Raw genomic sequence first — 13,014 nt, 5'->3', positions numbered from 1 at the left:
GTAGATCGACTTCCTTGTCTGCGCGGGCCCACCGGGCGGGTGGACCAGCCTGGGCACGGTGTAGTTGTGGCTCGGTTCCGGCGTCCGCCGGTTCCGAACGGCATGGCGGGAGTCAGGTTACCCGCCGTTCACCTAAGCCCAATTGTGCACCTCACCACGCCGCCACCCCGCAGCGAACCTGCGGAATGTGCGGAATGCGACAGAGACGGTCGTCACTTCGGCGGCCGGGCGGCGGCTGCGGACTGTCCGCGTTCGACACCGTCCAATAGATTGGTCGCGTGACGAACGAACAGTCGCTTGCCGAGCCGGTCAGCACCTCCCCGGATGGCGCAGGCTGGCGCCCCGACGTCCTCGGCCCGCACTATCAGCAGCGCACGTTGGACCTCGGTCCCGACCCCGACGGCGAGGGCGAGGTGGTCGCCACGCTGGTGCGCTACGTCCCCTCCGGCGACGTCGAGCAGACTGCGGGCGCGGTGCTCTACGTCCATGGCTTCACCGACTACTTCTTCCAAGAGCACCTCGCCGAGCACTTCACCGCGCGCGGGTTCCAGTTCTATGCTCTCGACCTGCGCAAATGCGGGCGGTCGCTGCGTGAAGGGCAGACCCCCCACTATGTGACGGATCTCGCTTTCTACGACCGCGAGCTGGCGGAGTCGCTGCGGATCGTCCGGGCCGAGACCGGTGCTCCCGTCGTGCTCAACGCCCACTCCACCGGCGGCCTGGTCGTGTCGCTGTGGCTGGATCGGCTCAACCGAGCCCAGGGAACGGCCGCCGCGGGGATCACCGGCGTCGTGCTCAACAGCCCGTGGTTCGACCTGCAGGGTCCCGCGTACTACCGGACCATCGGAACGCCGATCATCAAGGCCGTGGGACGGTTCCGGAAGATGGTCCAGCTGCCCGGCGGCAAGGTCAGCACGTACGGTGACAGCCTGCACCACTCGGTGTCGGGTGAGTGGGAGTACAACCTGGACTGGAAGCCGTTGGAGGGCTTCCCGGTCCGGCTCGGCTGGCTGCGCGCGATCCGCAACGGCCACGCGCGGCTGCACCAGGGCCTGGACATCGGGGTACCCTCCCTCATCCTGCGCTCCCGGATGACCAAGTTCGCCAAACAGTACGGTCCCGCCGTGGCCGTGGCCGACGCGGTGCTCGACGTCAAACAGATCCAGCGCTGGTCGGGCTGCCTGGGCGACCGCACCAACATGGTGCCGATCGACGGCGCCAAGCACGACGTGTTCCTGTCCGGCCCGGAACCGCTGGCCCAGGCGTTCCGCGAGCTCGACAGCTGGCTCGACTGGCTCGCGGACTACCAGGGCGCGAAATCACCAGAGGCTGGTGCGTAGCACGATCTCGGTGGCCAGCTCGTGGTCGGCTTCGGTGGCCACGTCGGTGACGTCGACCTCGACCACCCGGAATTCGCCGTAGACGAACCGCCCCGACGTGTCGGCCACCGAGCGCGGCAGATTCTTGGTCACCAAGAGCGTGGTGGGCACCTCGACCGGACCGGTGGACGCGTCCACTACCGTTCCGTCGGCGCCGGGAGTCGCCGGGTGGCCGCGATCGGCAACGACCAGGCTCTGGAAGCGGCCGAAGCCGTGTGCGCAGGCCTGCCAGGCCAGCACGGCGCCCGCGCCGCATCCGGCCACGTTGACCCACGGCAACCCCAGCTCATCGAGGATCGCGGTCACACCGTCCGCGTCGAGGCCGTCGATCGACTCCACCGCGAAGGTGCGCAGATCCGAGGTGTGCAGGCGGTCGCACACCCGATCGAAGACGTCCGCCGACTCGCCCGCGTCGGGCAGCAGCAGCACGCTGTGCCGGGATTCCGGTCCGCCGATCCGCACGGTCCACGCCCGGTCACCCACCGTGATCTGCCGAGATTCCATGCCGATTCACGCTACACGGCTCGCGGCGCCGTGGCGGCGGGTCCGGGGCAGCGGAATCAGGCGAGCAGGCGCATTCCGGCCCGCTCACCTGCGTTGTGGTCGAAGGTGACGGTCAGGTCACACCCGGCCTCCTGTCCGAGCTGCTGGATCAGCGCGTCGGCGAAGTCCGCGCCGTCGGCGGCTCGGCGCAGCGCCTGGCGAACGGTGTCGGCGCGCTCGACCACGATCTCGCTGGAATCGAGCAGTCCGAGCAGCACGTCGGTAACCGCTTCGGGATCCTGTTTGTAGCCGCGGCGCAGCACCCAGTGGATCTCGGCGAGCACGATCATCGTGATGTAGCCGGGCTTGCTCTCGCTGAGCCCGTCGATCACCTGATTGGCCCGGGCGGACTGCTCCGGGTCGTCCTGGGTGAGGTACCGAATCAGCACGTTCGCGTCCAGGCCGATCATTGCGCCTTCCCTTCCACCACGTTGCCCGCGATGGCCTCGTTCATCTCCGCGAGGCCGATCGGCGAGCCCGACCAGCCCACGATGCCCTTCAGCGACTTGATCGTGCGCGTTTCGGGCACCAGTTCGTAGGTGCCGCTGGACGTGGGGACGAAGGCGACCCGCACTCCGGTACGCAATCCCATCGCCACACGCACGTCGATCGGGATGGTGATCTGCCCCTTACTGGTCACCGTCGCCGACACCACATTGCCCCCTCGGCTGTTCGGTCTCTTCTCCGCCGCCATCATCCTCGCACCCGACCGCACTCGCTCGGCCCAGCCTTACCTGGAGCCGAATTCCTTACTGCAAGGTAAGGCGCGGGGTGGCTCCCGTCAACCGATACGCTCGCTCGCGAGCACCACGTCGGTGGCCATGATCGGCAGACCGGCGGGCGCGCCTTCGGCGACCAGGCGCTCGAGCGCGACGAGGTCGAGGTGACCTTCGATCAGGTCGGCCAGCAGGTCGAGTTGCGCGGCGCGCACTCCCGCGACCGAAACATCCTCGGCCACAGTGAATCCCGATCGGCCCGCGGCGGCGGCGACCGCGCGGAGCCACCCGCGGCGGAACTCGTCGGACTCGAGCAGCCCGTGCAGGTGGGTGCCCCACACCGTGCCGCGAACGCTGCCCTCCGGCTCGCCGTCCATCGTGAGCCACGCCGGGTCGCCGCGGTGCGTGACGCGGCCGTGATGGATCTCGTAACCGCGCACCGCGACTCCCGCCGCGTGCCCCGCGCTGCGGCGCAACACCTTCGGCTCGGCGAAATCGACGGTCAGGTCGAGCAGCCCGAGTCCGTCCACCGCACCGGCGCCGGACTCGACGCGGTCGATAATGCGGGTGCCGAGCATCTGATATCCGCCGCACACGCCGAGGATCGGCCCGCCCGCGGCGGCGCGCGCCACCAGCGCGTCGGCGATGCCGGTACGCCGCAACCAACGCAGATCCGACACCGTCGCCTTACTACCGGGCAGCACCACCAGATCGGCGTTCGGCAGCCGGGACGGCTCGGTCACCCAGCGCACCGCGACGCCCGGTTCGCAGGCGAGCGCCTCGACGTCGGTGGAGTTGGAGATGCGCGGCAGCCGGATCGCGGCGACGGTCAGCCATTCGTCGCCCACCGGCGGCCGGGGACGGCCCACCGGCGCGTCGGCGAGGGTACCCAGCGAGTCCTCCGCATCGATCCAGAGGTCTTCGGCGTACGGCAGCACGCCGAGGGTGGGGCGGCCCGTGAGTTCGGTGAGACGCTCCAGTCCCGGCTGTAGCAGCTCCACCGCGCCGCGGAACTTGTTCACGATGAAACCCGAGATCAGTTGCTGGTCCTCGGGTTCCAGGATGGCGACGGTGCCGAACAGGTGGGCGAGCACGCCGCCGCGATCGATGTCCCCGACCAGCAGCACCGGCAGGCCCGCCGCGCGCGCGAGGCCCATGTTCGCCAGATCCGTCGCGCGCAAGTTGATCTCGGCGGGCGATCCGGCGCCTTCGCAGACGACCACGTCGAATTCGGCGCGCAGCGCTGCGAGTTCCGCGGCCACCACATCGCGCAATTCCCGCCGATGCCGGAAGTAGTCCTCGGCGCCGACGGTGCCGATCGCCTTGCCCCGCACCACCAGCTGGGAACGGCGGTCGCTGCCGGGCTTGAGCAGGACAGGGTTGAACCGCACGCTCGGCTCCAGTCCGCACGCTCGAGCCTGCAACGCCTGCGCCCGCCCGATCTCCCCGCCGTCGAGCGTGACCACGGAATTGTTGGACATGTTCTGCGCCTTGAACGGCGCGACCCGCACGCCACGCCGCGCCAGCATCCGGCAGATCCCGGCCACGACGACGCTCTTCCCCGCGTCCGAGGTCGTGCCCGCGACCAGCAGCGCGCCCTTCATCGCGGGCCGTTCTTCCGGCGCACGGCCGGGCCCCCGGTCACGGGAGGGTCAGGATCTCGGTCCCGGACTCGGTGACGACCAAGGTGTGCTCGAACTGCGCGGTCCACTTGCGGTCCTTGGTCACCACGGTCCAGCCGTCGTCCCAGATCTCGTAGTCGATGCCGCCGAGGTTGATCATCGGCTCGATGGTGAACGTCATGCCGGGTTCGATGATGGTCTCCACCGCGGGCTGGTCGTAGTGCAGCACCACGAGCCCGCTGTGAAAGGTCGGGCCGACGCCGTGGCCGGTGAAGTCGCGCACCACGCCGTACCCGAAACGGTTGGCATAGGACTCGATGACGCGACCGATCACGTTCAGCGCCCGACCGGGACGCACCGCTTTGATGGCCCGCATGGTGGCCTCCTCGGTCCGCTCGACCAGCAGGCGCACCTCCTCGTCGACGTCACCGGCGAGGAAGGTCTTGTTGGTGTCGCCGTGCACGCCGTCGATGTAGGCGGTGACGTCGATGTTGACGATGTCGCCGTCCTCGATCACGGTCGAGTCGGGAATGCCGTGGCAGATCACCTCGTTCAGCGAGGTGCAGCACGACTTCGGGAAACCCTTGTAACCAAGGGTCGACGGGTAGGCGCCGTGGTCGCACATGTACTCGTGCGCGATGCGGTCCAGCTCGTCGGTGGTCACACCGGGGGCGACCGCCTTGCCCGCCTCCTCCAGCGCCTGCGCGGCGATCTTGCCCGCGATGCGCATCTTCTCGATCGTCTCGGCGGTCTGCACCCAGGGCTCGCGCCCCTCGTTGGCGGTCTTCTTCCACGCGTATTCCGGGCGCTCGATGGTGCGCGGTACTTCGCGGGTGGGCGACAGCGTTCCGGGGACGAGGGGCTTGCGCGTGCGGACAGACATAGCGAACAGCGTAATCGGCCGACCGCGCCGATGCCGAGGGCCTGCGGGAACAGGGCCGGACCACGGGCACCGTGCTCATAGGCACACCCTCGGAACGAGTCATCCCCGGCACGTCGGCATAGGCGACACCCGAGCGAGTAATTCCGCGGACCACGTCCTCCGTCCACATAAGATCATCTGTAGAAGAAAGCCCTCTTCCGGTGGGAGTGAAAATGGCCACTGAACCAGCTTCTCCACCGCACCGAGACGGAAATGAAGCGGCTTCGTCGCCCGAGATCCCCCCCGACCGGTCCGATGAAAACTCCACGACCGCGCCGGCCGCGCAAGAGGACGTGCACCCCCGCGAGGCGGACGCGACCACCAGAAGTGGCCGCTACGCGCTCATAGCGGCTCTGTGCGCTGCGCTGATCTCCAGCATCGTGTCGGCCTCGGCGGCGGTGTACGTCACGGTCGACAAGGCAGACAGAGACCAGCGACTAGCGTTGATACAGGTGACTCGCGAGAATCGCCAAAAGTCATACTACGAATTTATCGCGAGCACTTTCGATTTCGTGGAGCAGACGGGAAAGATGGCCGGTCTCCTTCGCGTGGACAACCTCGACGGGTTCCGCTCCGCGACAGTCGAGTTCAGCCAGCGCATGAACAAGTTCCTGTCCACTCTCTATATGGCCTGCATGACATCCAGCGAAGACATGATCCGCCTGTTGAACAAATTTCCCGAAGAGACCAAAGAATTACTGGACAAGCACTACATGCCCTTCGTACAGAAATACACGGCCAGGACCGCGGCCCCTTCCGACAGCGATGAACGGAAGCTCGACAGCGCCGCCCTCGATACGGTGCTCATGAATTTCATCGACAAGCTCGATTCTTTGGTGAGCGACTTCATCGAGCAGGGCCGCAGGGACCTCGGCTAGCCTGCCGGTCCGTGATCGTACGGAATGGGCATGCACTGCCTCTGAGCCGAGCCTGTAGGGTCGCCGCCTCAACCCGGTAGCCGCGGCGGGCACCAGAGTCCACCCCTTGCTCGGCTCGGCAGCCTGGCAACGAGATCACGCCGCCGACACCGCACTCCCGGTCCCCCTACCATGGGCGCGTGTCCGCACTACCTCTCATCTTCACCGCAGGCTGGGCCAGCGGCGTGAACGCATACGCGGTGGTCCTGCTGCTCGGAATCCTGGGCCGGTTCGGATTCACCGATTCGGTACCGGAAGGATTGCAGCGCACCGATGTCCTGATCGCGGCGGCGGCATTGTTCCTGATCGAGGCCGTGGCCGACAAGATCCCGTATCTCGACTCGTTCTGGGACGCCGTACACACTGTGGTGCGGCCGATCGCGGGAGCCGTGGTCGCGGCGCTGCTGGCCGGACAGGACGGTTCGCTGCCACAACTCGCCGCGGGCGCGGTCGGCGGTACGGCCGCGCTGGTGAGCCACCTGGTGAAGGCCGGAACGCGCATGGCCGTCAACACCTCGCCCGAGCCCGCCAGCAACATCGTGGTCAGCACCGCCGAGGACGTGACCGTCGCGGGCGTGGTCACCCTGGCGGTGTTCCACCCCGTGGCGGCGGCAGTGATCGCGGCGGTGCTGCTGATCATCGGCCTGGCGCTGGTGTACTTCTGCGCGAGCCGGATCCGTCGCTATCTGCGCCGACGGCGCGCCCGCCGGGCAGCGCGCGCGGGCAACCGAGTCGGAGTCGCTGAACAATTGCCACGCGGGTGAGTCCGTCACGGGCGTGCCGCGCCAGTCGACCACGCGGCACGCCGGGCGGGGCGCCCCGTTGCGCCCGCCGTCACTGTGCCGGCGACAAGAGCGCCCGGCTGGAGCGGAACTCGGCACCGGGACGTCGCCATTCGGACGAGTGACGCTGCGGGGCAGTGTCACTATCGCGGACGAGACCACCGTCGCGGCGAACTCATTGTTCGGGCAAACGGCGGCGGCCACCGGCCACGTCGGTTACCAGGTCAGTGTACCCGTCGACGAGTTCAGCCAGTTGGTACCAATGTTTATGGGTATTGTCGCTGCGTCCGCCCTCGACGTGGATGACTTGATTGGCATCCACCCAGCTACGCGCCATCCGGTCCACCACGGCGCCCAGGCTTTCGGTGTGCAACGAGGCGCCGTTGCGATGCTGCGGGATCTCCTGCGCGACCCAGTCGTTGATGTCGTCGACCAGTTCGAGGCGACGGCAGTCGATTTCGGCGATGAGTGCGGCATCCACCACCTGCGCGCGGCGCTGGTGCAGCTCGGCGAGCGCGTGTGCGGACCGCAGCAGTTCCCGGTCTTGGAAACGCCGCCCCTGGAAAGCACACAACAATTGCGGCGCGGTCGGTAAGGCGCCGATCGTCGGGGCGCTCACCGCCGCACTCCGAGTTGACCCGACCCCAACGCTCTTTGTACCAACATAATTGGCTCTCGATTCGGTTATCCCGGCCATCGGATGGGTTGTCACAACTAGGCTAGCTGGATCATGCACGTACAGATGCAAGAACGCAAGATTGCGTCTGCATTTCTGCGGTCAAGGGCTCCTTACGGCGCGCGGAGGCCCAGAGCAGACTGGTCGCAACCCTTTTCGGCTCACCGATCGGGTGCTTCCGGTGCCGATCGGCGGTGACGAGCACCACCACTCGTTCCCGCGTTCCGGCCGCACCACCGCCGGTCGCAGATCCGTGCGCACGAATTCGCCCACCGCCGCGTACCTTCGGTAGCCGACAGTGCGCTGTCGACCTTCCCTACGACGTGGAAACCCCCTCGCCGAGCGCCGTGCCACGCGCGCCGATACCGAAGCGTCGCACCGATCCTCAGCCGCTCGCCGACTACGCGGCCACGTTCACAGTTGGGTCACGGCGGCGAGCAACGTCAGTGCGGGCAACGCGCCCTGTACCACCGCGCCTCTGGCGAACCGGCGGTCGTGCGCCACCAGCACCACCGCGGCGGCCAGCATCGACCCGCAACCGGCGAGCACCAGTGCCCATCCCGCCGCGGGCACCGTCCGCAGGATGGCCACGCCGACCAGTGTCGTCACCGCGAGAAACAGGTTGTAGAAACCCTGATTGAACGCCCACGGCCGGGCCGCGGGCAGTTCGGCTCCGGAAACCCGGAATACCCCCTGGTACACCTTGGGGTCGCCGAACCGCACGGACTCCATGACGAAGATGCCGACATGGAGTAGGGCGGCCGCGACGGCGAACACCTGTACGACCCAGAGCATTCGACCTCCTCACGATGCGCGCCGGGGAATCCTATGGCCCCCAGCCGCGGAACGCCGCGCAACACACCGCCGACACGCCGCCGTGTTAGTCGGTCAACCGGCCAGTCCGAAAACGCGTCGGGCGTTGCCGCCCAGGTACAGTTCGCGAGTCTCGTCGTCCAGGCCGAGCGCGGCGAGGCCGTCGAGCGCGTGCTGCGGGAAGATCATCGGATAATTCGTACCGAACAGCACCTTGCGGCGGCCGCTACCGGACTTCAGGTACGACACCAGTTCCGCGGGAAGGCGTTTCGTCGTGTATGCCGAGGTGTCGATGACGACGTTCTCGTGCTTGCGCGCGACCGCGATCATCTCCTCGGTCCACGGATAGCCGATATGCCCGCAGACGATCGTCAGCTCCGGGAAGTCGAGCGCGACCTGATCGATGTACGGGATGGGGCGCCCGGTTTCCGACGGCCGCAACGGTCCCGTGTGCCCTACCTGCGTGCAGAACGGGATTCCGGCATCGACGCACGCGGCGAACAACGGATAGAAGCGCCGATCGGTCGGCGGTACTTCCCACAGCCACGGGAGCACCCGCAGCCCCTTGAAGCCCTGGTCCACGCGGCGGCGCAATTCCCGTACCGCGTCCATCGGCCTGCGCAGATCCACCGACGCGATGGGGAGCAGGCGCTCCGGTGCCTCGGCCACCCAGGCCGCGACCTCGTCGTTGGAGATGAGGACGCCTTCCGGCGCGTGCCACGCCGAGATGAGCGCTCGGTCGACGCCTGCGGCATCCATCGCGTCGAGAGTGAACGACAGCGGGATCTCGTCGGTCGGTATCACGGCCCCGGTCCACCGCCGCAGCGAGGCGAACATGTCGTGGGCGAGGAATCGCCGAGTCGGATGCTGCGCCCAGACGTCGATGGTCATGCGCGGATTCTGACATACGTCATAGCGCCTGGGACACCCCCGCTATGACGTGCGCCCCCGAAAGGTACTTTCGCGACAAATGGTGCGAGACAGCGACTTCCATCGCGACGGACAGACATTGCCGAGTCGCGTCAGCCACATCGCACCCGCCCCCGAAACCGCGCGATAATACCCTTCCCACCTCCTGGTCTATATCAGCCGTAATAACCAGGGACAGGGTTCGCTGGGCATAAACTGGGTATCTACCGCAGGACCACAGACAGCCGACAAGAGCAGGGCCATGGCAGGTTCGGACCCGTTCGCCACACAGCACGATCGACCTCCAGGTATCGAGCGGGAACTGGAGGGCGCGGGTCTCGACGACCCCGAAGTGATCGGCAAAGGCGGGTTCGGCGTCGTCTACCGCTGCAGGCAGCGGGCGTTGAACCGCAGCGTCGCGGTCAAGGTCCTCACCGCCCGGCCGGATCTGGAGCCGGAGAACGTCGAGCGATTCCTGCGCGAGCAGCAGGCCATGGGCGCCCTGTCCGGGCATCCGAACATCGTGCCGATCCTCCAAGTGGGTACCACCCGCAGCGGACGCCCCTACTTGGTGATGCCGTATCACTCGCACGGTTCGCTGGAGAACCGTATCCGCCGGGAAGGCTTTCTGCCGTTGCCCGAGGCGATCGGGATCACCGTCAAGCTGGCGGGCGCTCTGGAGACCGCGCACCGGGCCGGGATCTTGCACCGCGACATCAAACCGGGGAACGTCCTGCTCACCGACTACGGCGAGCCGCAACTGACCGATTTCGGGATCGCCCGCGTCGAAGGCGGATTCGAGACCACCACGGGAGTGGTGACCGGCTCGCCCGCGTTCACCGCCCCGGAGGTGCTGCGCTCCGGCGTTCCATCCGTCGCCTCGGACGTCTACGGACTCGGCGCGACGCTGTTCGCCATGATCACCGGCCACGCGGCCTACGAGCGCCGTTCGGGCGAGCAGATCGTCGCGCAGTTCCTGCGCATCTCCGCCGATCCGCTGCCGGACCTGCGGCTCGACGGCATCCCCGACGAGGTCGCGGCCGCCATCGAGGCCAGCATGGCGCACAATCCCGCGGATCGTCCGCCCTCGGCCGCCGCGTTCGGCGAGATGTTGCGCGAGATCCAGCGCGGCAACGACATGCCGGTCGAGCACATGACCCTGCCCACCGGCGAGCAGCCCCCGCCCGAAGACCTCAGTACGCGGCCGCTCACCGCCACCGCGCGTTTTCCCACTCCTCACCCCAAGACGCCGCCGACACCCGAGACCAAGTTCCGCCCGGCGATGTCCACTCGGCCACTGGTCCAGCGCGAACGCCTGATCGACGCGTTGCAGACCGAGCCGCGGCCCCGCCTCGCCGTCATCCACGCCCCGGCCGGGTTCGGCAAGAGCACGCTCGCGGCCCAGTGGGCCAAGCGTCTCGCCGACACCGAGAAAGTGGCGGTGGCCTGGTTGAACGTCGACCGCGACGACAACAACGTGGTGTGGTTGCTGACCCATCTGATCGAGGCGTTCAACCGCGTGAGCCCCGCGCTGGCGCCCGGTCTGGCCCCGGTCCTCGAAGAGGGCGACACCAGCGCAGCGCGCTACGTGCTCACCACGCTGATCAACGCCATCGACGAACGCGACGAGCGGTTCGCGCTGGTGATCGACGACTGGGACCGGATCACCGACCCCGCCGCGGTCGATGCCCTGCTCTACCTGATCGACCAGGGGCCGCGGCACCTGCAGATCATCCTGACCAGCCGATCGCTGGAGGGCCTGCCGCTGGGCACCCTGCGCGTTCGTCACCAACTCGTCGAAATCGACGCCGCCGCACTGCGTTTCGACGCCGCGGAGGCGCAGGCCTTCCTCACCGAGCAGACCGGTCTCACCCTGGCCGACACCGAAAGCGCCGAGCTGCGCGACTACACCGAGGGCTGGGCGGCGGCCTTGCAGCTGGCCTCGCTGTCGCTGCGTGAGCACCCCGATCCGGCCTCGCTGATCGCCCACCTGTCCGGGCGTCATCACGCCATCGCGGAGTACCTGGCCGAGAACGTGCTCGACACCGTCGAGCCCGAACTGCGCGAGGTCCTGCTCGCCACCTCGCTTCCCGAACGGATCTCCGGCAGCCTCGCCACGGCGCTGACCGGCGAACCGCACGGGCAGGCCCTCCTGGAGAACCTCGAACGCCGTAACCTGTTCCTGCGCCGCGTCGACGAGGGCGGCGAATGGTTCCGCTACCACCATCTGTTCGCGGAGTTCCTGCGCCAGCGACTGGAGCGCGACCATCCCGAACGCGTGCGCGAACTGCACTGCAAGGCGGCCTCGTGGTTCGGCGACAACAGGATGCTCAGCGAGGCCATCGACCACGCGCTGGCCGCCGACGACGGCGACATGGCCGTCGACCTCCTCGAGGCGAAATCCCGCGCTCTGGTGCAGGACGGGCAGCTCGCCACGTTCCTGGGACTGCTCGACAAGCTTCCGCCCGCCATCGCCGCCGCCCGCCCGATGCTCCAAGTCGGTGTCGCCTGGACGCACGTGCTGCTGCGGCGGCCCACCGAACTGCATGCCGCGTTACGGCTGGTGCGGGCATCGCTGGAGAACGACCCCGCCGCCGATCCCGATGTCGCGCTCGAAGCCGACCTCATCGAGAGCGTGGAGCGCGCCTTCGGCGACCACCCGGAAGGACTGGACGCCGTGGTCGGCAAATGCCTCAGCCGGGCCGACACGTTGGGACCGTGGGCGCTGTGCGCGGCCGCCAACCTCGCCGCGTTCTCCGCGATCAGCAAGTTCGACTACGAGCGGGCACGGGAGTGGAACGACTGGGCCACCCCCTTCTATCGGAAAAACCGCAGCACGTTCACGTTGATGTACAGCCACTGCCTGGTCGGCATCGCGGCCAGGGAACAACTCGACATCGCCACGGCGGAACACAGCTTCCGTACGGCGGTCGAGATATCCACCACCTCGTCGGGCCCGCGGTCCTATGCCGCTCGCTTGGCCGGCGCCCTGCTCGGCGAGCTGCTCTACGAACGCGACCAGGTCGCCGCGGCCGAGCGCCTGCTCGACGAAGCGGGCAGGCTCGGCACCGAGGGCGGCCCGGTCGACCTGCTGATGGCCAACTACGCCACCGGCGCGCGGATCAAAGCCCTGCGCGGTGACCTGGCCGCCGCCGCGCGACGGCTGGACGAAGGCGCCGAGGTGGCGCGGGCCATGAAGCTGCCGCGACTGGCCACCCGCGTGGCCAACGAGCAGGTCCGGCTGGGCCTGACGGCCACCTACGTCACCGAACCGCCGGCCGGAGAGGGCGGTATCGCCACGATGGCCGCGGAAATGCGTGAGGACTCCGCTATCCGCATGCTGCTGCGTTCGGGAGCCGCCAAAAGGGTGACCGCCGCGTCCGCGCGCGCCCGTCAGCTGCGGGATTCCATCGACCCCGATCGACGTCCCCGCGCCGCGGCACAGGCATCGCTGCTGCTCGCCTCTTGCCTCGCGGCGGCGGGAAAGACCGAAGCGGCCAAGGACGAGCTGGCCCCGGTGGTGGTCCGGTACGCCGATGCCGGTCTCATCCGGCCGCTGCTCGACGAAGGACCCTGGATCATGTCGTTGCTGCACAGCTTGGACTACGACCTCCGCGAAGGCCTCTGGGACGAGGAACGACCGATGATCCCGCCCGCGTTCCTGCGCAGGTTGCTGGCCCGCTGAGCGCCTCGGCCGCCTGCGCCGCCACCCGCCGCGATACCTCTGCTCGAACG

The 13,014-nt window shown here is 68.1% G+C and carries 12 protein-coding genes; 4 read left to right on the top strand and 8 right to left on the bottom strand.

The genetic code is table 11. The features are described 5' to 3' along the window. Positions 1-278 precede the first annotated feature (278 nt). Positions 279-1,340 (top strand): alpha/beta hydrolase, encoded by a 1,062-nt coding sequence (locus ACWEO7_RS21440; protein ID WP_452425552.1) that lies wholly within the window; start codon positions 279-281, stop codon positions 1,338-1,340. Here ACWEO7_RS21440 and ACWEO7_RS21435 read toward each other — a convergent pair. From ACWEO7_RS21435 to map, 5 genes are all read right to left on the bottom strand, one after another. Continuing rightward, positions 1,320-1,883 (bottom strand): alpha/beta fold hydrolase, encoded by a 564-nt coding sequence (locus ACWEO7_RS21435; RefSeq protein ID WP_452425550.1) that lies wholly within the window; start codon positions 1,881-1,883, stop codon positions 1,320-1,322. The genes ACWEO7_RS21440 and ACWEO7_RS21435 overlap by 21 nt on opposite strands. 56 nt (positions 1,884-1,939) lie before the next feature. Then, positions 1,940-2,332: a PIN domain-containing protein gene (locus ACWEO7_RS21430; protein WP_195149221.1), complete on the bottom strand. Its 393-nt coding sequence runs from the start codon at positions 2,330-2,332 to the stop codon at positions 1,940-1,942. Beyond that, on the bottom strand, positions 2,329-2,562 hold the full coding sequence (locus ACWEO7_RS21425) for an AbrB/MazE/SpoVT family DNA-binding domain-containing protein (protein WP_452425548.1): 234 nt from the start codon (positions 2,560-2,562) through the stop codon (positions 2,329-2,331). The genes ACWEO7_RS21430 and ACWEO7_RS21425 overlap by 4 nt, the downstream gene beginning before the upstream one ends. A 141-nt stretch (positions 2,563-2,703) precedes the next feature. Then, positions 2,704-4,242, bottom strand: coding sequence for a cobyric acid synthase (locus ACWEO7_RS21420; RefSeq protein ID WP_452425546.1), 1,539 nt, complete (start codon positions 4,240-4,242; stop codon positions 2,704-2,706). Positions 4,243-4,279: 37 nt separating this feature from the next. Continuing rightward, complete coding sequence (gene map / locus ACWEO7_RS21415) at positions 4,280-5,143, bottom strand: type I methionyl aminopeptidase (protein ID WP_450019191.1); 864 nt, start codon at positions 5,141-5,143, stop codon at positions 4,280-4,282. Positions 5,144-5,355: 212 nt separating this feature from the next. On the opposite strand from map, the gene ACWEO7_RS21410 reads away from it, so the two are divergent. Both ACWEO7_RS21410 and ACWEO7_RS21405 read left to right on the top strand, forming a co-directional pair. Further along, positions 5,356-6,060 carry a hypothetical protein gene (locus tag ACWEO7_RS21410; protein ID WP_452425544.1) on the top strand — a complete coding sequence of 235 codons (705 nt, stop codon included), beginning with the start codon at positions 5,356-5,358 and terminating at the stop codon, positions 6,058-6,060. A gap of 179 nt (positions 6,061-6,239) precedes the next feature. Beyond that, positions 6,240-6,863, top strand: a complete 624-nt coding sequence (locus ACWEO7_RS21405) for a DUF4126 domain-containing protein (protein WP_452425542.1) — start codon at positions 6,240-6,242, stop codon at positions 6,861-6,863. A 193-nt stretch (positions 6,864-7,056) separates the two neighbouring features. On the opposite strand, the gene ACWEO7_RS21400 is transcribed toward ACWEO7_RS21405, so the two are convergent. From ACWEO7_RS21400 to ACWEO7_RS21390, 3 genes are all read right to left on the bottom strand, one after another. Next, entirely contained in the window at positions 7,057-7,416 is a 360-nt protein-coding gene (locus ACWEO7_RS21400) for a DUF4254 domain-containing protein (protein WP_412805200.1), read from the bottom strand. Positions 7,417-7,971: 555 nt separating this feature from the next. After that, complete coding sequence (locus ACWEO7_RS21395; protein ID WP_356961375.1) at positions 7,972-8,352, bottom strand: DUF1304 domain-containing protein; 381 nt, start codon at positions 8,350-8,352, stop codon at positions 7,972-7,974. A 93-nt stretch (positions 8,353-8,445) separates the two neighbouring features. Next, positions 8,446-9,261, bottom strand: a complete 816-nt coding sequence (locus tag ACWEO7_RS21390) for an amidohydrolase family protein (RefSeq protein ID WP_452425540.1) — start codon at positions 9,259-9,261, stop codon at positions 8,446-8,448. Between the two features lie 280 nt (positions 9,262-9,541). On the opposite strand from ACWEO7_RS21390, the gene ACWEO7_RS21385 reads away from it, so the two are divergent. Then, a complete protein-coding gene (locus ACWEO7_RS21385) occupies positions 9,542-12,964 on the top strand; it encodes a protein kinase domain-containing protein (RefSeq protein ID WP_452425538.1) in 3,423 nt (1,140 codons plus the stop codon). Positions 12,965-13,014 lie beyond the last annotated feature (50 nt).

It is taken from the genome of Nocardia sp. NPDC004260 (assembly GCF_053603155.1).
This window is presented reverse-complemented; position numbering and strand designations above follow the sequence as displayed.

Excerpts from the sequence above, each read along its gene's own strand:
- ACWEO7_RS21430 (WP_195149221.1), bottom strand. The coding sequence starts at position 2,332 with ATGATCGGCCTGGACGCGAACGTGCTGATTCGGTACCTCACCCAGGAC.
- ACWEO7_RS21420 (WP_452425546.1), bottom strand. The coding sequence starts at position 4,242 with ATGAAGGGCGCGCTGCTGGTCGCGGGCACGACCTCGGACGCGGGGAAG.
- map (WP_450019191.1), bottom strand. The coding sequence starts at position 5,143 with ATGTCTGTCCGCACGCGCAAGCCCCTCGTCCCCGGAACGCTGTCGCCC.
- ACWEO7_RS21385 (WP_452425538.1), top strand. The coding sequence starts at position 9,542 with ATGGCAGGTTCGGACCCGTTCGCCACACAGCACGATCGACCTCCAGGT.
- ACWEO7_RS21410 (WP_452425544.1), top strand. The coding sequence starts at position 5,356 with ATGGCCACTGAACCAGCTTCTCCACCGCACCGAGACGGAAATGAAGCG.
- ACWEO7_RS21435 (WP_452425550.1), bottom strand. The coding sequence starts at position 1,883 with ATGGAATCTCGGCAGATCACGGTGGGTGACCGGGCGTGGACCGTGCGG.
- ACWEO7_RS21395 (WP_356961375.1), bottom strand. The coding sequence starts at position 8,352 with ATGCTCTGGGTCGTACAGGTGTTCGCCGTCGCGGCCGCCCTACTCCAT.
- ACWEO7_RS21390 (WP_452425540.1), bottom strand. The coding sequence starts at position 9,261 with ATGACCATCGACGTCTGGGCGCAGCATCCGACTCGGCGATTCCTCGCC.